The following is a 25,926-nucleotide window of genomic DNA, read 5'->3' as shown; positions in this document are numbered from 1 at the left end:
GTTCCGGGCCGCCCGTCTCGCGGATCAGATCAGCCGCGCCGGGATCAGCCCGCGCAGGGCATTGCCGCACAGCACATCCGCGCCTTCCAGATCGCCCGATCGCAGCACCGCCTCCCGCGCCGCGCCGGAGGCGAGCAATGTCTCGCGCAGGATGCCCGGCAGCAGCCCGCATGCGCGCGGCGGGGTCAGCAGGGTGCGGCCGCGGCGGATGAACAGGCTGGTGATGCTGCCCTCGCACAGCTCGCCGCGCTCATTCATCAGCAAGACCTCGTCGCAGCCCGCCGGCATCGCGGCGCGGGCCGCATCATAGGCCGGGCGGTGCGAGGATTTGATCCGCAGCCAGGGATCGGCGCTTTCCAGCCGGATCTCCGAGACCGCGACGCGCCAGACCGGCGGATCGGGGTCGAGCGGCTGAGTTGTTACCGCCACCTGCCCCGCCGCATCCACCGTCAGACGCACCCGGTGCACCGCACCGCGCGGCAGCGTTGCAAGCGCCCGCGCCACATCGCCCTGATCGAGCGGGAACCCCACCGCGGCGCAGTCACGGCGCAGCCGGGCCAGGTGCCGGTCCAGCAGGGCGATCTCGCCCTCCGGGTCCGCCCGCATGGTCTCGATGATGGTCAGCCCGTCGGGGACAGCGCCAGGAACGCGGATTTGCACAGCGCTTCCTCCCATTCCGATCCGGCGCGGCTGTCATGGACGATGCCGCCGCCGACATTGAGTTGCAAGCATCCCGGCGCGGTCAGCATGGGCGAGCGGATGGCGACGGAGAACCGGGCCTGCCCGTCCGGCGCGGCCCAGCCGATGGCGCCGCAATACACCCCGCGCGGGGCCTGTTCCAGCTCTGCAATGATCTCCATCGCGCGGATCTTCGGCGCGCCGGTGATCGAGCCGCAGGGAAACAGCGCGCGCAGGATCCCGCCCAGCCCGGCCGTCTCGGTCAGCACGCCTTCCACGGTCGAGGTCATCTGGTGAAGCGTCGCGTAGCGCTCGATCTCGAACAGCGCGGGCACCCGGACCGAGCCGGGGCGGCAGACCCGGCTGATGTCGTTGCGCAGCAGGTCGACGATCATCAGGTTCTCGGCGCGGTCCTTCTCCGAACACTGCAACGCGCGCGCAAGCGCCGCATCCTCGCCCGGCGTCGCCCCGCGCGGCCGCGTGCCCTTCATCGGGCGGGTGACGATGCGGCGATCCGCATCGACGGCAAAGAACAGCTCCGGGCTGCGCGACAGCACCACCGGCCCGCCAAGATCGACGAACGCGCCCTCGCTGACCGGCTGGCGGCGCGCGAGAGCCGCGTGGATCGCCAGCGGATCACCCCCCGCATTGGCTGTCATCGGAAAGGTCAGGTTGACCTGATAACAATCGCCCGCCTCGATATAGCGATGCACAGCCGCCATCGCGCGGTCGTATCGCGCGCGGCTCCAGCACGGGTGGGCCGCACCGATCCGCACCGCGCCGCCATGCGGCAGCGGCCCGGCCGGGCGCGGCGCGTCGAACACGCCCATCAGGATCAGCGGCACCGGCCGGTCGGGCGGCATCTTCGGCAGCAGCCGCTCGCTCAGCGCGTATCCGAGTTCATAGGACAGATACCCGGCCAGCCATTTGCCGCGCGCCTGCGCCGCCTCCATCGCGTCGAGCGCCTCGTCCACCTCGCCCGGATGATCGGCGCGGATCATCGCGCCGGGATCGGCAAACAGCGTGCCGTCCCCCAGCGGGCCGCGATCGAACCGGACCTGCCCGCTCAACCGGCCGCCTTCGCCTTGGCCGCCAGGTCGCGGGCGATGCCGTAGGCGCCCTTGATGCGGTCGCCATCGCTGTTCCAGTCGCGGCGGATGACGATCTTGTTGTCGGCCACCTTGGCCTGTCCGCGCTGATCGTTGAGGAACTGCACAAGCCCCGACGGGTTCGGAAACTTGTCATTGTGGAACTGCACCGTGGCCCCTTTCGGCCCGGCATCCAGCTTCGCGATATTGGCGCGTTTCGCCATCGCCTTGATGCGGATCACGTTCATTAGCATGTTCACCTCGCGCGGGACCGGGCCGAAGCGGTCGTGCAGCTCGGCCGCGAACCCCTCCATCTCCACTTTGGTGGTGATGTCCGACAGGCGGCGATAGAGACCCAGCCGCACATCCAGATCGGCGATGTAGCTTTCCGGGATCGTCACCGGCACACCGAGATTGAGCTGCGGCGCCCATTCATCCTCGGGCGTGCCCTCGAGTTCGCCGGATTTGAGCTTGGCGATGGTTTCCTCCAGCATCGCCTGATAGAGTTCAAACCCGACCTCCTTGATATGGCCGGATTGCTCCTCGCCCAGCAGGTTCCCCGCCCCGCGCAGATCGAGATCCTGCGACGCCAGATTGAACCCGGCCCCCAGCCCGTCGATATTGCCGAGGAATTTCAGCCGCCGTTCGGCCTGCGGGGTCAGCGGCGCGCGGGGTTTCGTGGTCAGGTAGCAATAGGCGCGGGTCCGCGACCGGCCCACCCGGCCCCGGATCTGGTAAAGCTGCGCGAGGCCGTAAATATCCGCGCGCCAGACCACCATCGTGTTCGCGGTCGGAATATCCAGACCCGATTCCACGATGGTCGTCGCCAGCAGCACGTCGTACTGCCCGTCATAAAACGCGTTCATCCGCTGATCCAGATCGCCCGCCGCCATCTGGCCGTGGGCGACGACAAAGCTGATTTCCGGCACACGCTCGCGCAGCCAATCCTCGATTTCCGGCAGATCGGCGATGCGAGGGACGACGAAGAAACTTTGCCCGCCGCGATATTTCTCGCGCAGCAGGGCCTCGCGGATGGTGACGCTGTCGAACTCGCTGACATAGGTGCGGATCGCCAGACGATCCACCGGCGGCGTGCCGATGACCGACAGATCACGCACACCGGACAAGGAGAGTTGCAGCGTGCGCGGGATCGGCGTCGCCGTCATGGTCAGGACATGGACATCGCTGCGCAGCTCCTTCAGCCGTTCCTTGTGCGAGACGCCGAAATGCTGTTCCTCGTCGATGACCAGCAGGCCGAGATTGCGGAACTTCACCGCCTTGGCCAGCACCGCATGGGTGCCGACGACAATATCGACACTGCCATCGGCGAGGCCTGCCCGCGTCGCCGCCGCCTCTTTCGCGGACACAAACCGCGACAGCGCGCGCACATTCAGCGCCGTGCCCCGGAACCGTTCGGCAAAGCTGCGGGCATGTTGCCGCGCCAGCAGCGTGGTGGGTGCGATCACCGCCACCTGCTTGCCCTGGGACGCCGCGATAAAGGCCGCGCGCATCGCCACTTCGGTCTTGCCGAAACCGACATCGCCGACGATCAGCCGGTCCATGGGCCGGCCCGTCGCCAGATCCGCCGCGACATCGTCAATCGCCGCCATCTGGTCATCGGTCTCGGTATAGGGGAAGCGCGCGGAAAAGCTTTCCCAGTCGTGATGCTCCGGCTCCAGCACCGGCGCGGTGCGCAGCAGCCGTTCCGCCGCCACCCGCATCAGCCGGTCGGCAATCAGGCGGATGCGTTCTTTCAGCCGGGCCTTCCGCGCCTGCCACGCCCCGCCGCCGAGCTTATCCAGAAGCCCCTCTTCATGCCCGTAACGGCTGAGCAGCTCGATATTCTCGACCGGCAGGAACAGCCGGTCGCCGCCCGCATATTCGAGCGCCACGCAATCATGCGGCACGCCACCCGCGGTGATCGTCTCCAGCCCCTTGTAGCGCCCGATCCCGTGTTCGACATGCACCACCAGATCGCCGGGGGTCAGCGCGGTCGTGTCCTTCAGGAAGTTCTCGGCCCGCCGCCGCTTGCGCGCACCCCTTATCAGCCGGTCGCCCAGTACATCCTGCTCCGAGATCACCGCGAGCTTGCCGACCGCGCTGCCATCGGCGGTAAACCCCTCCTCCAGTGGCCAGACGGTCAGGCCGAGCGCGCCGGGCTGATCGGGCAGATCCGACAGCCGCGCGATATCCGTGGCCCCCTCGACGCCCTCATCGGCGATCAGCCCGCGCAGCCGTTCCCGCGCACCATCGCTGAAGGACGCGATCACGACGCGGTGGGTCTTGCGCAAATCGCGCAGATGCGCGGCGAGCGCGCCGAACAGATCGAGTTGTTCCGCCTGCCGCTCGGGCGCGAAGTTCCGCCCGGTCTTGCCGCCCGCATCCAGCACGCCCGGCCCCGGCGGCGCGGCATTCACGGACAGGCGCAGCACGCGGCGATCATCCAGCCAGCCGGACCATTCCGCATCGCCCGCAAACAGCGTCTCCGGCGCGACCGGGCGATAGATTGTCTCGCCCACCCGCCGACCGGCCGCCTCGCGCCGCGCAGAATACTGCTCGCGGATCATCTCCCACCGGGCTTCGCGGACCTGGTCCAGCCGGTCGTCCAGCATCACCGAGGCCTCGGGCAGGTAGTCGAACAGGCTGTCCAGCCGGTCATGGAACCAGGGCAGCCAATGCTCGACTCCGGCCAGCTTGCGGCCCGCGCTGACGGCTTCGTAAAGCGGATCGCTGGAGCCGCCGCCATATTCGGCGCGGTAGGTGGTGCGGAAGCGCGTGATGGCGTCGTCGTCCAGGATCACCTCGGACATGGGCACCAGCTCCAGCCGGTCCAGCTTGCCGGCGCTGCGCTGGGTTTCGGGGTCGAAGCGGCGCGCGCTGTCCAGAACATCCCCGAACAGGTCCAGCCGGATCGGGCCGGACGGGCCGGGCGGAAAGATGTCGATGATCCCGCCGCGAATGGCGTAATCGCCCGGCTCGGTCACGGTCGGGGCCTGCGTAAAGCCCATCCGCACCAGCCAGCCCCGCAGCCCGGCCTCGTCCATGCGATCCCCGACCCGTGCGGTAAAGCTCGCCGCGGCCACCGTGTCGCGCGGCGGCACGCGCTGCAGCGCCGCGTTCAGCGTGGTCAGCACGACGAACCGCCCCGGCACCGCCTCGTGCGCCAGCATGGCCAGCGTCGCCATGCGCGATGCCATCACCTCGGCGGCGGGCGAGACGCGGTCGTAAGGCGTGGTGTCCCAGGCCGGGAAGTCCAGCACGGTCAGCTCGGGCGCGAAGAAGCGCAGCCCCTCGCGCATCGCCTCTGCCCGGCGGTCGTCGCGGGCGATATGGATGACGGGACCGCGCGCGGCCTCCCGCGCCAGCAGGGCCGCGTCATAGCCCGAAGGCGCGCCGGAGAGGGTGATGTTTTCAGCCATGTGGTCCAGATAACTTGCCTGTGCCGAAGGTCAAGCGCGCCGCGCCGCGCCGTCACAGCCCGTTGGGATGCGTCAGCAGCCAGAGCGAGGCCCACAGCGCCGTCGCCATCACCGACAGCACCGAGATCACGGCGTGGACAGTGCGATAGCGGTTGATCCGCCGCAGGGCTTGCGCCGCCGCCTCGCGCGCGGGCTGACCCAGATGCGCGGCTTCCAGCACCCAGCGAAGATGATGGGCAAGCCGCAGCCGCAGCGCAAACAGCAGCGCCATCGGGATCAGGATCAGGCTCAGCGCCTGCGCCATTTCCAGACCGTAGCCGAAGCCGAGCAACGCCAGCAGCGTCAGCCCGAAGCAGCTCAGCCCGGTCAGCACCGCGCCGCCCCGCCGCCCGATGCGCATGCGCGGGATGTTCAACCTGAGCCAGTCGAGCAGCATCGCGGCCTCGGCAGGCGTCGAGGCCGCATCCTCGCGCAGCGCGCGCCCGGCGCGGCTGAGCACATCGCTCGGCACGCCCAGCACGCTGCGCCCGGCCAGCGACCAGGCGGCAAAGAAGACCAGCCAGAACCAGGGCGACGCAAAGGACCGGGAATCGAGGAGGATCAGGGCTTCGGAAAGGAACTGCACGCGGGGTTGCCTGCTTGTCGTGGCGAGGCGCCGACCTTAGAACAAGGGCCGAACAAGGAAAAGCCGAAAGCCCCTGCGCCATGTCCCCTGCCCCGATCACCGCGCCCTTTCCGCACTCCCGCCCGCGCCGCTTGCGCCGAAACCCGGCGCTGCGGGCGATGGTAACGGAGACCACCCTGTCGGTGGCGGACCTGATCTGGCCGGTCTTCGTGACCGAGGTGGCGGGCGCGGATGTGGACATCCCCTCCATGCCCGGCGTGCGGCGCTACACGTTGGACGGGGTGCGGCAGGCGGCGGAGCGCGCGGCGGAACTCGGGATCCCTGCGATCTGCATCTTCCCGCATTCCGATCAGGACCACAGAACGGAAAGCTGCGAGCGGGCCTGGGACCCCGACAATATCGGCAACCGCGCCATCAGGGCCGTGAAGGAGACGGCGCCCGATCTGATGGTGATGACCGATATCGCGCTCGACCCCTATAACGCCAATGGCCATGACGGCATCGTGCGGGGCGGGGTCATCGTGAATGACGAGACCGTCGAATGCCTGGTGCGCATGGCGCTTGCCCAGGCAGAGGCCGGGGCGGATATCCTCGGCCCTTCCGACATGATGGACGGCCGGATCGGCGCGATCCGCACGGCCCTGGAGGCAAATGGGCACAGCGATGTCGCGATCATGTCCTACGCGGCGAAATATGCCAGCGGCTTCTACGGCCCGTTCCGCGACGCGGTGGGTGCGTCCGGCCGGCTGGTCGGCGACAAGAAGACCTATCAGATCAACCCCGCCAACCGCGAGGAGGCGTTGCGCTGCGTCGCCCGCGATCTGTCGGAAGGCGCGGATATGGTCATGGTCAAGCCCGGCATGGCCTATCTGGATATCTGCCGCGAGGTCCGCGACCGCTTTGCCGCGCCCACCTTCGCCTATCAGGTCAGCGGCGAATACGCGATGATCGAGGGCGCAATCCGGCAGGGCTGGCTGGGCCGCGAGGTGATGCTGGAAAGCCTGCTGGCGTTTCGCCGCGCGGGCTGTGACGGGATCCTGACTTATTTCGCGCCAGAGGCCGCCGAAGCACTGGCCTGAAGCCGCGAAACTGGCTAAGCTATCCCCAAAATACTGGGGGTATCACCATGGGACACCACAAGGTCTGGACACGGCGCGGGTTCATCGGCGGCGCTGCAACTCTCGCGCTCGCGGCGTGCAATAACGGGCTTGCGACGAATGCCACGCAGACGCTGGAAAGCCGCGTCAATGCCACGCTGAACGAGCTTTTCGCGACCTATCCCAATGCCCGCCCGGTGGTCGAGAACGCGCGCGGCGTGCTGGTGATGCCGGTGATGACCCAGGCCGGGTTCGGCGTCGGCGGCTCCTATGGCGAGGGCGCGCTGCGCGTGGGCGGCCAGACGGTGGATTACTATTCTGCCGCCCAGGCGTCGATTGGCTTGCAGGCCGGCGCACGGCAATTCGCCCATGTGCTGGTGTTCCAGACCGACCGTGCATTGGAAAACTTCCGCAACGCGCCCGGCTGGGTGGCGGGCGCGGGCGCGTTCTACGCCGTCCCGGCCGAGGGGATGAGCTTCGGCACCGACACGGTGACGCGCAATCACCCGGTGATCGCGATGGTGTTCGGCCAGACCGGCATCATGGCGGGCGCCGCGATCGAGGGCACGAAATACACCCGCATCATCCCGTCTTCGATCGGCGCGCGGAACTAGCGCCGCCCTGCATTGCGCCGCGGGAATAGAAAAAGGGGCCGCATTGGCCCCTTTTTCACCGGCTGCCTCGTTTTGGCGGCATCAGCCCCCCGCGATGATCCGGACATAGTTCCGGGTCTCGCGATAGGGCGGGATGCCGCCATATTTCTGCACCGCGCCGGGACCGGCATTATAGGCCGCAAGCGCCAGTCGCCAGTCACCGAACTTGTTGTACATCATGCGCAGGTAACGCGCCCCGCCTTCCAGGTTCTGCACCGGATCGCGCGGGTTCACGCCCAGCGTGCGCGCCGTGCCCGGCATGAGCTGCGCCAGCCCCATCGCGCCCTTATGCGAGCGCGCATTCGGGTTCCAGCGGGATTCCTGGTTCACCAGCCGCAGGAACAGCGCCTCGGGAATGCCGTATTTGCGGGCCATGGCCTGGGCGTGGGGGATATAGGCGGACCGTTTGCCGCTATAGGCCTTGGTCGAGATGGTCGGCGACAGCTCGATCGTGGTGACGTTGACGGTCTGACGGCCCGTCGGGCGCAGGCGCTTGGACTGCTGATACTGGCTCGCCAGCCGCGAATCCATCAGCTGCTTCTGGCGCGCGAACTGGGCCTGGCGGTTCTTCTCGCTGACCCGCTTGAGGTTCAGCCCATCGGCGGCGGCGGGCATGGCGGTGACGCTCACGCTCAGCGCAATCAGGCCGACCTGCGCGCACAAGCCCAGTTTTTTCAACACTTTAAACACCATATCCCTCACTCGCGCCTGTTTGTTTTGTCCGACTATACGCGAAATGAACCATATCGCCAGCACCATGCACCGCCGGTTCCGGCGGGCGCTCGGATCGGCGCTTTCTTGCCGACGTCCGGTCCCGGGCTCGCCCGGCGGCAGTCCACCACAAGCTGTGTCATCGCGGCAACAGCACGCGCGGTGATTTTGCACCACCGGCCGGGCGGCAAAACGCTTGCCCCCCGCCGCGCATCGGCGTTAGACCGGCGTGACCCGAATTGGAAAGGCAAGACATGGCAGGCAGCGTCAACAAGGTGATCCTGATCGGCAATCTGGGTCAGGACCCCGAGGTCCGCACGTTCCAGAACGGCGGCAAGGTGGTCAACCTGCGCATCGCGACATCCGAGCAGTGGAAGGACCGCAACACCGGCGAGCGGCAGGAGCGCACGCAGTGGCACTCCGTCGCCATCTTCGCCGAACCGCTGGCCCGCGTGGCCGAGCAATATCTGCGCAAGGGCAGCAAGGTCTATCTGGAAGGTCAGCTCGAGACCCGCAAGTGGCAGGACCAGTCCGGCCAGGACCGCTACACCACCGAGGTCGTGCTGCGCCCCTATCGCAGCGAGCTGACGATGCTGGACGGGCGCGGCGATGGCGGCGGGCGCAGCGGCGGCTCGGGCGGCAATTACGGCGGCGGCGGCGGGTATGGAGACAGCGGCGGCTATGATGACGGCCCGTCGGGCGGCGGCAGCGCATCGGGCGGCGGTGGCGGTGGCGGCCGGTCGGATTTCGACGACGACATCCCGTTCTGATCCTGCGCGACAAGCGGCAAAAACGGCGGATTGATTATCCGCGAAAAGGGCGCCGATGGGCGCCCTTTTTTGCGTCTTGAGTTGTTGTCAGCGAGGCCGGATGACGCCGCGCCGACGCGGCAAGCCAACTTGACACGCCGACACGCTGCCCGCTTCAATTAACTGAAAAATAACACTTTTAATAGATGATATTTTACATAAATTGTCATCAATTTCCGCCGTTGAGATGAGAGGGCACGCTTCCGATGAAAATCAATTTGATCAAGAATGGTGATTTTGAACTGAAGGGACAGGACTGGTCCGGCAATGACCACGAGGTCAACCCGCGCCAGGCTTATTTCGGCGGCACCGTGAAAGGGTGGGCCGTTGAAATGGACGGCTCGGCCGGGGAGGTCACGACCGTCTACGAGCAGAATATCGCGGTCCCGTCCGCAATCGAGACGGAGCTGCAATTCTTGCTCGGACTGCGAAAGAATCTCGCGACAGATGTTGGTGAGGGGGCGCGCGTCGAAATCCTGGACAGCACCGGCGCGGTCCTTGTGTCACAGGATGTCCTTCCCACCGCGAATGCCATGCAGACATTCAAGATCCCGGTCGAGTTCACTGAGGCGGGCACATACACGGTGCGCTTCACAGAGCTGGGTCCGCAGGATGGCCTGGGTGCTGTGCTCGACGATGTCGCGCTCATGCTTTGCTTTGCGGGGGAGACACGGATCGACACCTCGACCGGGTCGAAGGCGGCCCGCGACATCCGTCCGGGCGATCAGGTGCGCACCGCCAGCGGTCTCAGCACCGTGCGATGGGTTGGTTGCCGTCGGATCGAGACGGCCCGGATGGATTCCGAACCCCGGCTGAGGCCGGTCAAGATCGCGGCCGGCGCGCTCGGCAACGGACTTCCCGTTGCCGAGCTGCGCGTCTCGCGCCAGCACCGCATGCTTGTCAGCTCGCCGATCTGCCAGCGCATGTTCGGCAAGGACGAAGCGCTCGTCTCCGCGATCCGGCTGACCGAATTGCCCGGCATCGAGATCGACTGGTCGGTCCCGGAGATCGAATATGTCCATCTGCTGTTCGATGAACATGAAATCGTCTTTGCCGAAGGCGCTACGAGCGAGAGCCTGCTACTCGGCGAGCAGGCCAGAATCATGCTGCCTCCTGCCGCGTTGGATGAGATCCGGTTGATTTTTCCCGAGTTGGCCGATCCGGACGAACTGATCACACCCGCGCGGATGATTCCGGCGAATACGCAGCAGAGAAAGCTCGTCTACCGCTTGTCAAAGAACGGCAAGTTGCCACTCAGCGCCGCCTGAAACTGCAGTCTGATCGGCCGCTCCCGGGCTTTGTGGCGGGTCCGGGCGGCCGGGCCATGGCCGTGGCAGCCTCAGCGCGCCGCGGCCAGCACCGCGGCCAGATCCGACCGGTCCACCGCGTCGCTCACGAAGGCCGCGCCGATCTCGCGCGCCAGGACGAAACGCAGCCTGCCATCCACGACCTTCTTGTCCTGCCCCATCAGCGCGATCAGCGCCGCGTCATCGGGCAGCGCGCCGGGAATATCGGCGATGCGCGACGGCATCCCCATCTCGGCCAGATGGGCGGTGACGCGCGACGGCTCCTCCTGGCTGCACAGCCCCATCCTTGCCGACAGATCGAAGGCAAGCGCACAGCCGATCGCGACGCCTTCGCCATGCAGCAACCGGTCGGAATAGCCGGTCGCGGCCTCGAGCGCATGACCGAATGTGTGGCCGAGATTGAGCAGCGCCCGCTCGCCCTGCTCGGTCTCGTCCCGCGCCACGATGCCGGCCTTCATCTCCACCGAATGGGCGACGGCATGGGCGCGGGCGTCGAGATCGTGGCGCAGGCGCGGGCCGTGTTCCTCGAGCCAGGCAAAGAATTCGGCATCGCCGAGCAGCCCGTATTTCATCACCTCGCCATAGCCGGCCAGAAAATCCCGGCGGCGCAGCGTGTCCAGCACCCCGATATCGGCCAGGACCAGCGACGGCTGGTGAAACGCCCCGATCAGGTTCTTGCCCTGGGCGGAGTTGATGCCGGTCTTGCCGCCGACCGAGCTGTCGACCTGGGCCAGAAGCGTCGTCGGGATCTGCACGAAGCGCACCCCGCGCCGCAGGATCGCGGCGGCAAACCCGACCAGATCCCCGATCACCCCGCCGCCGAGCGCCACCACCACGTCGCGCCGCTCCACCTTCTGCTCCAGCAGCCATTCGACGGCGCGGCTCAGATGGGGCCAGGATTTCGTGCTCTCTCCGGCGGGAAGGATCAGCGAATCGGAATCGATCCCGGCCTTTCGCAGCGCGGTCTCCAGTGCCGGCAGATGCAGCGGAGCCACGCGCTCATCCGTGACGATCATCACCCGCGGCCGCGCCAGGATCGGCGCGATTTCCGTTCCGGCATCGGCGATCAGCCCGGCGCCGATCCTGACATCATAGGCCCGGTCTCCGAGCGGGACGTGAACAACAAGGGTCATCACTTCTCCAGTATCCGTGGCTGGTGGCGCCGGATGGCGGCGATCACCCGCGCGGCCGTGGTCTCGATATCCGAACGGGAATCGGTGCGCACCCGCAAATCGGCGCGCGCATAGACCGGGCTGCGCTGCTCGATCAGCGCGACCAGCGTGCCGCGCGGATCCTCGGTCATCAGCAAGGGCCGGGTCGGGCGCTGCCGGACGCGATGCCACAGCGTGTCCAGATCGGCCTCCAGCCAGACGGCGATCCCGGCGGCGCGGATCAGCGTCCGGTTCTGCGGCTGGATCCAGGCCCCGCCGCCGGTCGAGATGACGCCGCACGCCCCGTCCAGCAGGCGCGCCAGCACCACCGATTCGCGGTCGCGGAAAAACGCCTCGCCGTCGCGGGCGAAGATCTCGGGGATGCTCATCGCCGCGGCGCGCTCGATCTCGGCATCGGTGTCGGTGAAGGCGACGCCGAGCTGGCGGGCGATCTCCTGTCCCACGGCGGTCTTGCCGACCCCCATCATGCCGACAAGCGCGATATGTCCCTGCATGTTGTTTTCCCGTTCACTTCCTGCCGTGAATGGCGTGATCTTTCCCGGAATGCCAGTTATAAAGCGGCAAAACCGGCCGAAAGACCGGAAAAGGGGCTGCGGGCGAAAGGGCTTGGAGATGCGGTTGCTGAAGATCCTGCTGGTGCTGATCGTGCTGGCTGTGCTGGGGCTGACGGGATACGCCTATCTGGGCGACATGGCGCCGCGCCAGCAGGAGATCCGACAGCCCGTCGATCTGGGCATCGGCGCATCCCCGGCGCGATCCGACGCCGCCGCGGGCCAGCCGGACGAGGACGACGCGGCAGAGGCCGAAACGACGGATGCGAATGATCAGTAGACCCGGTTGCCCCGTTCTGGCCGCGTTCGGCCTGTCCCTGTTGCTGGCCGCCACGCCGGCACTGCCGCAATCGGGTCCGCTCTCGGCCAATGACTGGCTGCGCAGCGGCGGCGCGGCCCCGGCCAATTCCAGCGCCTGGCGCCCCGGAGATCCGGTCCCGCCCGATGCGGCACGGCTTCGCAAGCCCGTGCGCCGCCCGGCCACGCCCGAGGCGGTGCCCGACATCGCCGACAGCGCCGCAGCCATCCCGGTGGGCGTGCGCCGTCTGGGCGCGGCCGACCCCGACGGGGCCGGGATCATCTCGGCCCGGCAGGCGGGGCTGCCCGAGCGGTTCTGGGACGGCACCGAGATGGACACAGCACTCGGCCTGATTCGCGCCGATCCGGCGCTGCCCGCCGCAGCCCAGGTCGCGCGCCGCATCATCGAGGCGCAATTGCCGCCGCCCGCACGCAGCAACGCGGCACAGACCGGCACCTTCTTCGCGGCACGGGTGGACCAGTTGATCGCGCAGGGCGCCCTGCCCTCGGCGCGCGACCTGCTCCAGGGTGCGGGGCAGGACAATCCCGAGACCTTCCGCCGTCTGTTCGATCTGTCGCTGCTGCTTGGCGGCGAGGACCGGGTCTGCGCGCGGATGGAGCGCGCGCCGGGGATCAGCGACGATCCCGCCGCCCGCATCTTCTGCCTGGCGCAATCCGGCGACTGGCCGGCTGCGGCGACGCTGTTTCTCGGCGCCAGCCGGCTGGGCATGGTCGCGCCTGAAACGGAGGTGCTGCTGCGCCACTATCTCGACGATGCCAGCGTGGATGGCGCCGAAACCCTGCCCCTGCCCGATCCGATGACGCCGCTGAGCTTCCGGCTGCACGAGGCGATCGGCCAGCCCTTGCCGACCGGCAATCTGGGGCTGTCCTATGCCTGGGCCGACCTCGACGACCGCTCGGGCTGGAAGGCGCAGCTCGAGGCGGGCGAGCGGCTGGCGCGGGCCGGCGTGCTGCCGGCCAGCACGCTGCACCGGCTCTATGCGGCGCAGAAACCGGCCGCCTCCGGTGGCGTGTGGGAACGCGCCGCGGCGGTGCAGGCGCTCGAAGCGGCGCTGCCCACCGGGGACGCGTCGCGTATCGGTGCGGCGCTTGTCACGGCGTTCCAGCGGATGGAGGCGGCGGGGCTGCGCGACGCCTTTGCCGCGATGACCGCGACCCGGCTCGATCCGGCGCTGCTCGGCGGCGAGGCGGCGCGGCTGGCGCTCTGGCTGCGGCTGTGGAACGGGCAGACGGAGGCTACCGCCGCGCCGCAGAACGAGCTTGACGCGGCGCTGCTCGCCCTGGCCACGGGCGGACAGCCCGCGCCCCTGTCGCCGGCGCTCGGCGCGTTTGCCCCGGTCTTTGCGGGCGATCTGCCGGACGCGCCCGATCCGAACGGGGACAGCGCACTCGCCCCGGCGCTTTACGGTGCGCTTGCCGATGCCGATGCCGGGCTGCAGGGCGATGTGACCCGCGCCGCGCGCGGCATCCAGATGCTGCGCGAGCTGGGATTGCTGGCCGATGCCCGGCGCATCGCCACGCAGATCGCGCTCGACCCGCTGCTGCGCGGGGCGGCGCAATGACCACGCTGAACCGGATCGCGGCCTTCCTCGACGCGCAGGCGGCGGAGGCGGGTGCGGCGCGCAACACGATCCTGGCTTACGGGCGCGATCTGCGCGACTTTGCGGACTGGCTGGAGGCGCGCGGCATCGGGCTTGACGCAATGTCGCGCGACGACATCACCGCCTATCTCGCCCATTGCGAGGCGCAGGGGCTGGCGCGCGCCACCCGGGCCCGGCGGCTGTCCTCGATCCGGCAACTGACCCGTTTCGCGCTTGAGGAAGGCTGGCGCGAGGATGATCCGGCGCTGCGCATCACCGGTCCCGGCAAGTCGCATCGCCTGCCGAAAGTGCTGAGCCAGGCAGAGGTCACGCGGCTGTTCGATGCCCTGCCCGAGCTGGGCCGCGGCGAGACGGAGCGGGCGCGGAACCGCTGCCTGATCGAGCTGCTCTATGCCACCGGGATGCGGGTGAGCGAGCTTGTCTCCCTGCCGGTGGCGGCCACGCGCGGCGATCCGCAATTGCTGCTGATCCGCGGCAAGGGCGGGGGCGAGCGCATGGTGCCCCTGTCGGGTGCGGCGCGGCTTGGACTCTCGGCGTGGCTCGGGATACGCGACGGGGCGGAGCGCGACAGCCCGCTTGGCCGGCTGGTGGCGGGCAAGGGCGCCCGCTTCCTGTTTCCGGCCAATTCCAAGGCAGGTCACATGGCACGGAAATCCATGAACGACCTGCTGCACGATCTGGCCATAGCCGCGGGCATCGACCCCGCGAAGGTCACTCCTCATGTCATCCGCCACGCCTTCGCCACCCATCTTCTGGAAGGCGGCGCCGATCTGCGCGCCATCCAGTCGCTGCTGGGTCACGCCGATCTGTCCACGACCGAGATCTATACCCATGTGCTGGATGCGCGGATGCGCGATCTGGTGCTGAACCATCACCCCCTCGCCCGCGTTTGACCGCATCATGCTGATCCCATTTCTGACTTCCGCCGCCGCCTCCACCGCAGCCGCCGCCCCGACCGAACCCGATCCCGGCGGGGCCAGCCCGATGATCCTGGGCTTCGGCATCGCCATCCTGTTCCTTCTGGTCGGCTCCGCCTTCTTCTCGGCCTCCGAGACCGCGCTGACCGGTGCCAGCCGCGCCAAGCTGCGCAACCGTGCCGATCGCGGCGATATGGGCGCGGAGGCCGCGCTGAACATCACCAAGGAGAGCGACCGGCTGATCGGCGCGATCCTGCTGGGCAACAATGTGCTGAACATCCTGTCCGCCTCGCTGGCCACGGCGCTGTTCACGGCGCTGTTCGGATCCAGCGGGGTGGCCGTGGCCACTTTCGTGATGACGGTGCTGGTGCTGATCTTCGCGGAGGTGCTGCCGAAATCCTACGCCATCGCCAATTCCGAAACGCTGGCCTCGATCGTGGCCCGCCCGATGCGGATCATCATGCGGGTGTTGTCGCCCGTGGTGCTGGTGGTCCGCGCCTTCGTGCGCGGGATCATGCGGCTGTTCGGGCTGCAAAGCGATCCCGATGCCAACATGTTCTCCGTCCATGAGGAAATCGCCGGGGCGCTCAGCATCGGCCACGAGGCGGGCGAGGTCGAGAAGGAGGATCGCGACCGGCTCTTGGGCGCGCTCGACCTGGGCAACCGGACGGTGGACGAGATCATGAAGCACCGCTCCGAGATCCAGATGATCGACGCCGAGTTGGCCCCGGCCACCATTCTCGACACGGTGCTGACCAGCCCCCATACCCGCCTGCCCGTCTATCGCGGCGAGCGCGAGAACGTGGTCGGCATGATCCATGCCAAGGATGTGCTGCGCGCGGTGCATAAATCCGCCTATGACGGCAAGGGCGACCCGGCCGATGCGGTGCGCGATTTCGACGTGATGGCGGTGGCGATGAAGCCCTATTTCGTGCCCGACACCACCGCGCTCGACGAACAGATGCGCGAATTCCTGAAGCGGCGCACCCATTTCGCGCTCGTGGTCGATGAATATGGCTCGCTGCGCGGTCTCATCACGCTGGAGGACATCATCGAGGAGATCGTGGGCGAGATCGCTGACGAGCATGACACCGAGGCCGACCACGACCTAAAACCGGGCCCCGGCGGCGATTACGCCATCGACGGCGCCATGACGATCCGCGACCTGAACCGCGCGCTCGACTGGAACCTGCCCGATGACGAGGCCAATACCGTCGCCGGGCTGGTGATCCACATGGCTCAGTCCATCCCCGCGCAGGGGCAGGTGTTTTCCTTCCACGGCTACCGCTTCGAGGTGGTGACGCGAAAGGAAAACCGCATCACCAAGCTGCGCATCCGTCCGCTGTCGGGGACTGGCTGACAGCTTTGGCGCGGCTCAGCCGGCCTTCTCCTCCAGAGCCAGCCATTCATCTTCGGCTGCCTCCAACGCTTCCTGCCGCTCGCGCATCGCCTCGCTGGCCTTCTGGGCCTTTGCGGGTGCGCGGCTGTAGATCTCTGCATCGGACAGGAACTCGGAGAGTTTGGCGATTTCCGCCTCCAGCCGCGCGATGATGGCGGGCAACTCCTCCAGCCGGTGCTTCTCGGTGAAGCTCAGCCCGGATTTCGCGGGTTTGGGCGGTGCTGGCGCCGGTGTCGCCTGTGCGGGCGCGGCGGTCGGGTTGCGCGGTGCGGCGGGGGCTTCGCGCTCCGGCCGCTGCGCGCGGTAATCGCTCCACCCGCCTGGATAGATCACGGCGCGGCCATCCCCCTCCATCGCGACGGTGGAGGTGGCGACGCGGTCGATGAAATCGCGGTCATGGCTGACCAGCAGAACCGTGCCGTCATACTCGCCCAGAATGTCCTGCAACAGATCCAGCGTCTCGACATCCAGATCGTTCGTCGGCTCGTCCAGCACCAGCAGGTTGGACGGTTTCGCCATGATCCGCGCCAGCAGCAGCCGCGCCTTCTCGCCGCCCGACAGGCTGCGGACGGGGGCGCGCATCTGCGCCTCGTCGAACAGGAAATCCTTCAGATAGCCCACGACATGGCGCGGCGCGCCGCGCACCATCACCTGATCGGACCGCCCGGACACCGCCATGGACGGGTCCGTCGTCATCGCATCCCACAGGCTGATATCGGGATTGAGCGCGCTGCGCGTCTGATCGAACACCGCCAGTTCCAGATTGGTGCCGTGGGTCACGCTGCCGGTATCGGGCGCGATCTCTCCGGTCAGCATCTTGATGAGCGTGGTCTTGCCCACGCCGTTCGGGCCGACAAAGGCCACCCGGTCGCCGCGCAGCACGCGCAGATCGAAGGGTTTCAGGATCCCCCGCTCTCCGAAGCGTTTCGAGATCTCCCGCGCCTCGATCACCCGCTTGCCGGATTGCGGCCCGGCATCGAGTTCCATCGCCGCCGCACCCTGCCGCCGGATCTGGGCAGCGCGTTCGGCCCTCAGCGCCTGCAACGCCCGCACCCGGCCCTGGTTTCGCTTGCGACGGGCCGAGATGCCCTCCACCGCCCAACGCGCCTCGGCCTTGATCTTGCGGTCGAGCTTGTGGCGCGCTTCGTCCTCTGCCGCCCAGACGGTTTCGCGCCACGCCTCGAAGGCCTCGAACCCCTTTTCCTGGCGCCGCACCGCGCCGCGGTCGATCCACAGCGTGGCGCGGGTCAGCGCGCGCAGAAACGCCCGGTCGTGAGAGATCAGCACGAAGGCGGCGCGGGTCTGGGAAAGCTGGTCTTCCAGCCAGCCGATCGCCTCGATATCCAGATGGTTGGTCGGTTCGTCGAGCAGCATCAGATCGGGCGCCTCGGCCAGAAGCCGTGCCAGCGCCGCCCGCCGCCGCTCGCCGCCCGAAGCCGTGGCAACAGGGCGCGCGGCGTCGAATTTCAGCCCCTCCGCCGACATCTCCACCCGGTAGCCCTCGCCCGGCTCCAGGGCGGCACTGGCGAAATCTCCCAGCGTGGCAAAACCCGACAGGTCGGGATCCTGCTCCATATAGCCGACGCTGATCCCTGCGGGCGTGACGACCTCGCCCCGGTCAGGCTCCACCAGCCCGGCCATGACCTTCATCAGCGTGGACTTGCCAGAGCCGTTGCGCCCGACAAGCGCCACCCGGTCGCCCGGCTGCACGGTCAGGTTCAGCCCGTCAAACACGGGGTCCCCGCCGAAGGTCAGCGAAATCTCGGTCAGTTGCAGGATCGGTGCGCGGGCCATGGGGCGCGGTTAGACGCCATGCCGCCCGGCGTCAATCCACCGCGGGCCCGGCAATGAATGGCCGACGTTATTCTTATTCTTTTTGTCGGTTATTGACCTTTGCCGGGCGGGTTGCAATGTTAACAGGACTCGCCGCGGGTTCTGTCATTGTTCCCTGCCGGAGTCCGAACGGCGATAGTGAACCTGCATGTTCCCTCGCAGGCTCTCATGGCCCGGCCGCCTTGCGTGGCCGGGCTTTTTGATGTGATCTGGTGGAAAGCTTCCGGGGGACGGACATGGCGGCGCGCAAGATCATCATCGACTCCGATCCGGGACAGGATGACGCGGTGGCCATCCTGCTGGCGCTCGCCTCGCCCGAGCTTGACGTTCTGGGCATCACGACGGTGGCGGGCAATGTGCCGCTCGACCTGACCGCCCGCAACGCGCGGCTGATCGTCGGGCTGAGCGGGCGCGACGTGCCGGTCTTTGCGGGCTGCGGCGCGCCGCTGGCGCGCGATCTGGTCACGGCGGAGAATGTGCACGGCAAGACCGGGCTGGACGGGATCGAGCTGGGCGAGCCTGTCATCCCGCTGGCCGAGCCGCACGCCGTCGATTTCATCATCGAGACGCTGCGCCGCGAACCGCCCGGCACGGTGACGCTGGTGCCCATCGGGCCGCTGACCAACATCGCCACCGCATTTTCCCGCGCCCCCGACATCATCGAGCGGGTCCAGCAGATCGTGCTGATGGGCGGCGCTTATTTCGAGGTCGGCAATGTCACCCCGGCGGCGGAATTCAACATCTATGTCGATCCCGAGGCGGCCGAACGGATCTTCGATTCCGGATGCGAGATCGTGGTGATGCCGCTGGATGTGACGCATCGGGCGCTGACTTCGGCCGAATGGATCGCCGGGCTGCGCGGGCTGGGCAACCGCGCCGGCGAGGCGGTGGCAAGCTGGACCGATTTCTTCGAGCGCTACGACAAGGAGAAATACGGCAGCCTCGGCGCGCCGCTGCATGATCCCTGCACCATCGCCTGGCTGATCCGGCCGGAGCTGTTCTCGGGCCGCCGGGTCAATGTCGAGATCGAGACGCGGGGTCAATACACGCTTGGCATGACCGTCGCGGATTGGTGGGGCGTGTCGGGGCGCACGCCGAATGCGCTGTTCATGTCGGATGTGGACCGGGACGGCTTCTTTGCCCTGCTGACCGAGCGGATCGCGACACTGCCCTGAGGCGTCACTGGCCCGGGCCGGCCGCCTCACCGTCCGAAGGCGCGGCGCTGTCCGCGCCCGCCGGGGTCGCGGTCGGGTCCGCGCCGATCTGCGGCATGATCGCGTCCGGCGCGTCGGCGGCCGCCGCGCCCGCCCCCGTCGCCGCACCGTCTTGTGTCGCGGCAGCCTCCGGCTCGGCCTCGGCAAATCCGGGACCGGCACCAAGCGCGCGGTCCATCCGCTCCACCAGCGTCTCGGTGATGTCGACGCGGTTCGCCGCCAGCAGGGTCTGCTGCCGATCCAGAACGACAGATGCGTTCATCTCCTGCATGATCTCTGCCGCGACCGGCAGGGTCGCCTGGATGAAGGCGTTGCGCGTCGCCTGTTCACGACCCTGGAACGACACCCGCACGGCGGCGCGTTCGCGGCGGATGGTCTGGGCGCGGGCGTCGAATGCCTCGGCCTTGGCGCGGAACTCGGCCGGCGACAGCGTGGCGCGTTCGGCGGTCAGGGCGCGCTCCTCGGTGGTGAGCTGCTGTTCCAGCCGCGTATTCTCGGCCTCGATCTCGCGCGCGGCCTCCTGCATCTCGGCAAGCGCGGTGCGGCCCCATTCCGAGGTGGCGAAGGCGCGGTCGAAATCCAGCACCAGAACCGGCGATGTCACCGCAGCCACCGGGTCCGGCGCGGCCAGCCCGGCATCCTCCCCGGCCGACGGCGACGGCGCGACCGCGTCGACTGCCGGACCGGCACCATCCTGCGCCGCAGCCGCGCCCGGCATCGCCATCAGCGCCGCGACCAGGGCGGCGCGCCCGGCCAGATCCCGCGCGCGACCCATCAGAACCGGGTCGAGATGGTCAGATCGAAGCTCTGTTCCTCGTCGTAATCCTGCTTCTCGATGGCCTTGGCGAAGTTCATCCGCAGCGGCCCGATCGGCGTGGTCCAGAACAGCGACAGACCGACCGCCGCGCGGGGATGCATGGAATCGTCCACCGTGACGCCATTGGCGCCCGCCGTGTCATCCAGCCCCCAGACAGAGCCGACATCCGCGAAGACCCCGCCGGTCAGCCCGTATTCCTCGGGCAGACCGATGGGGAACTGCGCCTCGGCGCGGGCCACCCAGAAATAGTTGCCGCCAAGCGCGTCCTCGTTCGGCGCCTGCAGATCGCGCGGGCCGATGCCGTTCACCTCGAAGCCGCGCACGCGCTGCCCGCCGAAGCGTTCGATCACCCGGCTGTTCTGGTCGTCCAGCATATGCACCGCCCCGGCCTCGAACTCGGCCCGCAGGGTGATGTTCTCGCGCCAGGCATTCGATTCCACCCCCGCGGTCAGCACCGAGGTCACGGACTGCACGTCACCGCCCAGACCGGCGAAATCCTGGGTGAAGCTCAGCTTCGTGGCGGTGCGCGGGTTCAGACCGACGCGGCGGCTGTCGTAATCATAGCGATAGCCGAGCGCCGAGGAGAACAGCCCGCTCTCCTCGCGCACGAGGATGGGCGAGGACCCCACCAGCTCGCCGGTGTCGGGATCGACCTCGATCGGATCGACGTCATAGATCGAGTCCTTGGACAGCCGGTAATGCACATCCAGCCGCGAGGCGGCGGAAATCGGGAACTCGATCCCGGTCTGGAACCCGACCGAACGGGTGTCGTATTTCGCGTTGTCCTGATCGGTCTCGCGGTACCAGCCGGAGAAGCTGAAGCGCAGATCGCGGGTCAGGAAATACGGCTCCACGAAGTTGAACGAGCCGGAGCGCGAGCCCTTGGTGGTCGAGATGGACAGCCCGACCTCCTGTCCGCGGCCCAGGAAGTTGCGTTCCGACAGCCCGGCCGACAGCCCGATGCCGGAACTGGCGCCGTAGCTGCCGCCGAATTCCAGCGTGCCGGTCGGCTGTTCCTCGACGTTCACGTCGACGATAACCTGCTGCGCGCTCGACCCTTCGCGGGTCTCGACCTGGGCATCGACGAAATAGCCGAGCGCGCGGATGCGTTCGGCGGAATTGCGGATCTCGCGCGGGTTGAACGGGTCGCCCTCGACGGTGTTGAACTGGCGTCGGATCACCTCGTCCAGCGTGGTGGTGTTGCCCTCGATGTCGATGCGCTCCACGAAGACGCGGGGGCCGCGGGTCAGCGCGAAGGTCAGATCGAGCGTCTGGTTGCGCTGATTGCGGGTGATGCGCGGCTCGATGCTGACGAAATCCAGGCCTTGCTGCAGCGCGACGGTCTCCATCCGCCGGATGGTCAGATCCACGGATTCGGGGGTGTAATAGCTGCCGCGGCGGACCTGGTTCTGGGCCTGGAACGGGGCTGCATCCACGCCTGGAATCTCGGAAATCGTGGTCACGTCGCCAAAGCGATAGCGCGGCCCCTCGCTGATGGCGTAGGTGACGAAATACGCGTCGCGTTCGCGGGTCAGCTCGGGCGCCACCCCCTGCACGGTGAAATCGGCAAAACCCTGCGAGCGGTAGAAATCCGTCAGCAGGTTTTCGTCCAGTTGCAGCCGTTCGGGGTTGTAAGTGTCGGACTGGATGAAGCTGCGCAGCAGCCCGGCCTGCTTGGTCGCCAGCACGTTGCGCAGGCGGCGGTCGGAAAACGCGCGGTTGCCCGTGAAGCCCACCCGCTCGATCTCGGTCACGTCGCCCTCGCGCACCTCGAAGACCAGATCGACGCGGTTGCCCTCGCGCGGGATGATGCGCGGGCTGACGCGGGCCGCCAGCCGCCCCTGCGCCGAATAGGCCTGGGCGATATTGGCCGCGTCACGCTCGGCCAGCGACGGCGAATAGACCCGGCGCGATTCCGATTGCGCGATCCCGGCCAGTTGCTCGTCATCGATGCGGCGATTGCCCTCGAAGGCGATCTGGTTGATCGTCGGCCATTCGCGGACCCGGATCACCAGCGTGCCGCCCTGCGGCACCACCTCCACGGTCTCGAACAGCCCGGAGTTCTGGATCCGCTGCAGCGCGTCATTCACCTCGCCCGCCGAGACCTCGACGCCGCGGGTGATATTGGCATAGGAGAGGATCGTTTCCGGCTCGATCCGCTCATTGCCCTCGATGCGGACCTGGGTGAAAACATAGGCATAGGCGGGTGCGGGCGTGATCACCGCCGGAACCGCCCCTGCCAGCCCCGCCAGAAGCGCCACCGCGCATGTGCTGCGTTTGAAGTTCATGTCTGCCTGCCCCTTAGGTTAACGACCAAGGCGCAGTTTCGCGCCAATTTTGCCCGCGAATCTACAAGGATAGGGGGGGCAGTGTCAAAACCCCTTTTGCCGCGCTCAGCAACGCAGATCGTTACTGAGGCCAAAGAACATCAGCCCCAGCACGAGGGCGAGGCCAAGGCTGGTCAGCAGCCGCAGCGCACGCTCCGATGGCGGGCGGCCGGTCAGCGCCTCCCAGGCGTAGAAGGCCAGATGCCCGCCATCCAGCACCGGGATCGGCAGCAGGTTCAGAAACCCGATCGCCACCGACAGCACCGCGATCCACCAGATGAAGTTCCCCGCCCCGGCATCGGCCGCCTGCCCGGTACTTTCGGCGATCGAGATCGCGCCGCCCAGATTGCACGACCCGATCTGGCCAGAGATCATCGCCCAAAGCCCCGCGAGGCTGGTCGCGATGATCTGCCAGACCTGCCCGATCCCGTGGCCGAGCGCGGCCAGCGGCCCTACCGGTTGCGTGGCCGGCGCGAAATAGCCGTCGCCGGTGACCCCGATCAGCCAGCGTTGCTCGAACCCGCCATCGGGGGCGGCGATATCCTGCTGTTTCGGGGTCAGCGTCACATCCAGCGTTTCGCCTGCACGCCAGATCTGCAGATCCAGCGGCGCACCCCCGGCCGCCTCGACCTTCTCGCGCAGCTCGCCGAAGCGGGTCACCGCGTCGCCGTCCACCTGCAGGATCACGTCGCCCGCGCGCAGCCCGGCCTCGGCCGCGGCACTGCGTGGCGCCACCCCGCCGATGCGGGTGGGCAGCGGGTTCGGGCCTGCGACCTCGATCTCCGCGCCGTCGCGCGCCACGGTCCAGTCATAGGATTGCGCCGGGGGCAGCGCCTCGGCGGCGGCAAACAGATCCGCCCATTCCTGCACCGGCTGATCGCCGATGGCGAGGATCCGGTCACCGGGGCGCAGCGCGTTTTCCACGCCGGGCGGGGTCGGGGACAGTTGGCCCACCGTAGGCTGATCGACCGGCACGCCGCGCACGACCATGAACACCGCGAAGATCAGCGCCGAGAGGATGAAGTTGAACACCGGCCCGGCCGAGACCGTCGCCACCCGCGCCCAAAGCGGCGCGCCTTCCAGCGTCTGGCGGCGCAGCGCCGGATCGACGCGCCGGCCGGTGCCGGCGCTCGCCGCGTTGGCATCGCCCAGAAACTTCACGTACCCGCCCAGCGGGATCGCCGCCACCTGCCACAGCGTGCCGCGCCGGTCGCGCCGTGCCAGCAGCCGCGGCCCGAACCCCAGCGAGAACACCTCGGCCCGGATCCCCGACCACCGGCCGACAATGTAGTGGCCGTATTCATGCACGGTCACGATCACCGACAGCGCGACCAGAAAGGTCACGATGGTCCAGATGCTGCCGCCAAGCGCCGCGATGATGTCCATATGCTTATCGTCCCCCGTGACGTGCGGCCCAGGCGGCGGCGGATTGCCTTGCGCGCTGATCCCAATCCAGCACCGTCGCCAGATCTCCCGGCGATGTGGTGAAGCCCGCAACGCCGGTCAAGTCGTCAAGCGCCGCCTCGACCGCATGGGCCATGTCGGTGAAGCGGATGCGCCCGGCCAGAAAATCGTCAAGCGCCTGCTCCTTAGCACCGTTCAGCGCCGCCCCCGCCGCCCCGCCCGCCGCCATCACCTCGCGCGCCAGCCGCAGCGCCGGCCAGCGGGTCTCGTCAGGCGCGCGGAAACTCAGCGTGCCGAGCGCCGCCAGATCCAGCTTCGCCACCGGCAGCGCCGCCCGGTCGGGCCAGTTCAGCGCATAGCCGATGGCGTGGCGCATATCGGGCGCCCCGAGATGCGCGATGGAGCCGCCGTCGCAATGGGTGACCATCGCATGCACGATGGATTCCGGGTGGACCAGCACCCGGATACGGTCCGCTTCAATCCCGAAAAATTCATGTGTTTCAATGATTTCAAGCGCCTTGTTGAACATCGAAGCACTGTCGATGGTGATGCGCTGCCCCATCGCCCAGTTGGGGTGGGTCGAGGCCTCGTCCACCGTGGCGTGTTCCAGCCGGTCAAGGGGCCAATCGCGAAAGGCGCCGCCCGATGCAGTGATGGTGACATTCTCGACATTCTCGAGATCATCGCTGCCAAGCGCCTGAAATATCGCGGAATGTTCGGAATCCACCGGCAGGATCCTGGCGCCGTGCCGCGCCGCCGTGCCCATCACCAGCCGACCGGCGGCGACCAGGCTTTCCTTGTTCGCCAGGGCCAGCGTGCCGCCGCGTTCCAGAACCCGCAGCCCCGGCGGAAGCCCGGCCGCCCCGACAATGGCCGACAGCGTCCAGTCAGCCTCCATCCCGGCGGCCGCGACGATGGCATCCGCGCCTGCCGAGACCTGCACGTCCGAACCGCCGAGCACCTCCGCCAGATCGCCCAGCAACTCGGGATGGGCTGTCACCGCCATCTCGGCGCGCAACGTCCGCGCCATCTCGGCCAGCCTTGCGATATTGCGCCCGCCGCTCAGCGCGACGACGCGCCAGCGATCCGCACCGCCCGAGCGGATCAGCAGATCATATGCGCTTTCCCCCACCGAGCCGGTGGCCCCGAAAATCGAAACAGAGCGCATCAGAACCCGACCCGTGGCAATCCCATGACCCAGCTGAGCAGCATCACCGCCAGAACCGCGCCGGAGACGGCGTCGAACCGGTCCATGAAGCCGCCATGACCGGGGATCAGGTTGGAGCTGTCCTTGACCCCTGCCCGGCGCTTCAGCCAGCTTTCGGCGATATCGCCCAACTGCCCGGCAAGCGCAACCACCGGCGACAGGACAATCGCGGCCGGATCGGCCCATCCGCCAAGCCACAGCGCCAGCCCCAGCAGCAGCGCACCGACCCAGCCGGCGATGGTGCCCGACCAGGTCTTTTTCGGGCTGACCCGCGGCCAGAATTTCGGCCCGCCCAGCATCCGCCCGACGAAATATCCCAGAATGTCGGAGATGATGACCACACCCATCAGCCACAGGATGAAGGGCAGGCCATATTCCTCGCGCAGATGCACCAGCTCGAACCCGACGGCCAGGATCGCAATTCCGAACACCGCATAGGTCAGCCGGTCCTTCGGCACCGCGCCGGGCAGACCGGCGGCAATGGGGATCAGCAGGATCGGCAGGGCGAATTGCGGCAGGCCGAGGGCGGCAAACAGCGACAGCCCGGCGGCCACCGCCAGCACGATGGGGCGGCTGCGCCCGAACGGCGTGTCGAAGCGCGCCGGTCCGCGCCAGCCGGTCATCCGCGCCAATTCCCAGAAGGTCAGCGCCATGAACAGCGCCACGCCCGACCACAGCAGCAATCCGGTCGCCACCGCCAGTTGCGTGCCGATGGCGATCAGCACGGCGGCCGACACCACCCGGCGGGTCAGGTCAGACCACTTCCCCGACGCCGCCAT

General features: G+C 68.0%; 22 protein-coding genes. 9 read left to right on the top strand and 13 right to left on the bottom strand.

What is annotated here, in order from left to right:
- Positions 1–24: 24 nt before the first annotated feature.
- From BLT73_RS09855 to BLT73_RS09840, 4 genes are read right to left on the bottom strand one after another with little or no spacing between them, the layout of a single operon-like run.
- Complete coding sequence (locus BLT73_RS09855) at positions 25–660, bottom strand: aminotransferase class IV family protein (protein ID WP_245727223.1); 636 nt, start codon at positions 658–660, stop codon at positions 25–27.
- Positions 621–1,748, bottom strand: a complete 1,128-nt coding sequence (locus BLT73_RS09850; RefSeq protein ID WP_090523408.1) for an aminodeoxychorismate synthase component I — start codon at positions 1,746–1,748, stop codon at positions 621–623. Before BLT73_RS09850 ends, BLT73_RS09855 begins: the two co-directional genes overlap by 40 nt.
- Positions 1,745–5,185, bottom strand: coding sequence for a transcription-repair coupling factor (gene mfd / locus BLT73_RS09845; protein WP_090523405.1), 3,441 nt, complete (start codon positions 5,183–5,185; stop codon positions 1,745–1,747). The genes BLT73_RS09850 and mfd overlap by 4 nt, the downstream gene beginning before the upstream one ends.
- 52 nt (positions 5,186–5,237) lie before the next feature.
- Positions 5,238–5,810 carry a hypothetical protein gene (locus tag BLT73_RS09840; RefSeq protein ID WP_090523403.1) on the bottom strand — a complete coding sequence of 191 codons (573 nt, stop codon included), beginning with the start codon at positions 5,808–5,810 and terminating at the stop codon, positions 5,238–5,240.
- 80 nt (positions 5,811–5,890) lie between these two features.
- On the opposite strand from BLT73_RS09840, the gene hemB reads away from it, so the two are divergent.
- Entirely contained in the window at positions 5,891–6,889 is a 999-nt protein-coding gene (gene hemB, locus BLT73_RS09835; protein WP_090523400.1) for a porphobilinogen synthase, read from the top strand.
- Positions 6,890–6,936: 47 nt separating this feature from the next.
- Complete coding sequence (locus tag BLT73_RS09830) at positions 6,937–7,521, top strand: lipid-binding SYLF domain-containing protein (protein WP_090523399.1); 585 nt, start codon at positions 6,937–6,939, stop codon at positions 7,519–7,521.
- Positions 7,522–7,602: 81 nt separating this feature from the next.
- Here BLT73_RS09830 and BLT73_RS09825 read toward each other — a convergent pair whose 3' ends face one another.
- Positions 7,603–8,175: a lytic transglycosylase domain-containing protein gene (locus BLT73_RS09825; RefSeq protein ID WP_245727236.1), complete on the bottom strand. Its 573-nt coding sequence runs from the start codon at positions 8,173–8,175 to the stop codon at positions 7,603–7,605.
- 350 nt (positions 8,176–8,525) lie between these two features.
- Between BLT73_RS09825 and ssb the strand changes: the two genes are divergently transcribed.
- Positions 8,526–9,041, top strand: a complete 516-nt coding sequence (gene ssb / locus BLT73_RS09820) for a single-stranded DNA-binding protein (RefSeq protein WP_090523394.1) — start codon at positions 8,526–8,528, stop codon at positions 9,039–9,041.
- A gap of 245 nt (positions 9,042–9,286) precedes the next feature.
- Positions 9,287–10,348 carry a Hint domain-containing protein gene (locus BLT73_RS09815; RefSeq protein ID WP_090523391.1) on the top strand — a complete coding sequence of 354 codons (1,062 nt, stop codon included), beginning with the start codon at positions 9,287–9,289 and terminating at the stop codon, positions 10,346–10,348.
- Between the two features lie 71 nt (positions 10,349–10,419).
- On the opposite strand, the gene aroB is transcribed toward BLT73_RS09815, so the two are convergent.
- Together aroB and BLT73_RS09805 are read right to left on the bottom strand one after the other, a co-directional pair.
- Positions 10,420–11,520, bottom strand: coding sequence for a 3-dehydroquinate synthase (aroB, locus tag BLT73_RS09810; RefSeq protein WP_090523389.1), 1,101 nt, complete (start codon positions 11,518–11,520; stop codon positions 10,420–10,422).
- A complete protein-coding gene (locus BLT73_RS09805) occupies positions 11,520–12,053 on the bottom strand; it encodes a shikimate kinase (RefSeq protein ID WP_090523387.1) in 534 nt (177 codons plus the stop codon). The genes aroB and BLT73_RS09805 overlap by 1 nt, the downstream gene beginning before the upstream one ends.
- 118 nt (positions 12,054–12,171) lie before the next feature.
- Between BLT73_RS09805 and BLT73_RS09800 the strand changes: the two genes are divergently transcribed.
- The 4 genes from BLT73_RS09800 to BLT73_RS09785 all read left to right on the top strand — a co-directional run bounded on the left by BLT73_RS09800 (position 12,172) and on the right by BLT73_RS09785 (position 16,306).
- Positions 12,172–12,390: a hypothetical protein gene (locus BLT73_RS09800; RefSeq protein WP_090523384.1), complete on the top strand. Its 219-nt coding sequence runs from the start codon at positions 12,172–12,174 to the stop codon at positions 12,388–12,390.
- Entirely contained in the window at positions 12,380–13,990 is a 1,611-nt protein-coding gene (locus tag BLT73_RS09795; RefSeq protein ID WP_143025658.1) for a hypothetical protein, read from the top strand. Before BLT73_RS09800 ends, BLT73_RS09795 begins: the two co-directional genes overlap by 11 nt.
- On the top strand, positions 13,987–14,922 hold the full coding sequence (locus BLT73_RS09790; RefSeq protein WP_090523379.1) for a tyrosine recombinase: 936 nt from the start codon (positions 13,987–13,989) through the stop codon (positions 14,920–14,922). Before BLT73_RS09795 ends, BLT73_RS09790 begins: the two co-directional genes overlap by 4 nt.
- A gap of 91 nt (positions 14,923–15,013) precedes the next feature.
- On the top strand, positions 15,014–16,306 hold the full coding sequence (locus BLT73_RS09785) for an HlyC/CorC family transporter (RefSeq protein WP_090523627.1): 1,293 nt from the start codon (positions 15,014–15,016) through the stop codon (positions 16,304–16,306).
- Between the two features lie 15 nt (positions 16,307–16,321).
- Here the strand turns inward: BLT73_RS09785 and BLT73_RS09780 are convergent, their stop codons facing one another.
- Positions 16,322–18,139, bottom strand: a complete 1,818-nt coding sequence (locus BLT73_RS09780; RefSeq protein WP_090523377.1) for an ABC-F family ATP-binding cassette domain-containing protein — start codon at positions 18,137–18,139, stop codon at positions 16,322–16,324.
- Between the two features lie 275 nt (positions 18,140–18,414).
- Here BLT73_RS09780 and BLT73_RS09775 point away from each other — a divergent pair, with 275 nt between their 5' ends.
- Positions 18,415–19,353, top strand: coding sequence for a nucleoside hydrolase (locus BLT73_RS09775; protein ID WP_090523374.1), 939 nt, complete (start codon positions 18,415–18,417; stop codon positions 19,351–19,353).
- 4 nt (positions 19,354–19,357) lie between these two features.
- Here BLT73_RS09775 and BLT73_RS09770 read toward each other — a convergent pair whose 3' ends face one another.
- The 5 genes from BLT73_RS09770 to BLT73_RS09750 all read right to left on the bottom strand — a co-directional run bounded on the left by BLT73_RS09770 (position 19,358) and on the right by BLT73_RS09750 (position 25,926).
- The gene (locus BLT73_RS09770; RefSeq protein ID WP_090523371.1) at positions 19,358–20,167 is read right to left on the bottom strand and encodes an OmpH/Skp family outer membrane protein; all 810 of its coding nucleotides are present in this window, start codon (positions 20,165–20,167) and stop codon (positions 19,358–19,360) included.
- On the bottom strand, positions 20,167–22,497 hold the full coding sequence (gene bamA, locus BLT73_RS09765; RefSeq protein ID WP_090523369.1) for an outer membrane protein assembly factor BamA: 2,331 nt from the start codon (positions 22,495–22,497) through the stop codon (positions 20,167–20,169). The genes BLT73_RS09770 and bamA overlap by 1 nt, the downstream gene beginning before the upstream one ends.
- A 105-nt stretch (positions 22,498–22,602) precedes the next feature.
- Entirely contained in the window at positions 22,603–23,922 is a 1,320-nt protein-coding gene (gene rseP, locus BLT73_RS09760) for an RIP metalloprotease RseP (RefSeq protein ID WP_090523366.1), read from the bottom strand.
- Between the two features lie 4 nt (positions 23,923–23,926).
- Positions 23,927–25,108: a 1-deoxy-D-xylulose-5-phosphate reductoisomerase gene (gene dxr / locus BLT73_RS09755; RefSeq protein WP_090523364.1), complete on the bottom strand. Its 1,182-nt coding sequence runs from the start codon at positions 25,106–25,108 to the stop codon at positions 23,927–23,929.
- Positions 25,108–25,926, bottom strand: a complete 819-nt coding sequence (locus BLT73_RS09750) for a phosphatidate cytidylyltransferase (protein WP_090523362.1) — start codon at positions 25,924–25,926, stop codon at positions 25,108–25,110. Before BLT73_RS09750 ends, dxr begins: the two co-directional genes overlap by 1 nt.

This window comes from Paracoccus isoporae (genome assembly GCF_900101865.1).
Taxonomy (GTDB): domain Bacteria; phylum Pseudomonadota; class Alphaproteobacteria; order Rhodobacterales; family Rhodobacteraceae; genus Paracoccus; species Paracoccus isoporae.
The sequence above is the reverse complement of the archived record's forward strand: the minus strand, read 5'-3'. Positions and strand labels throughout refer to the sequence as shown.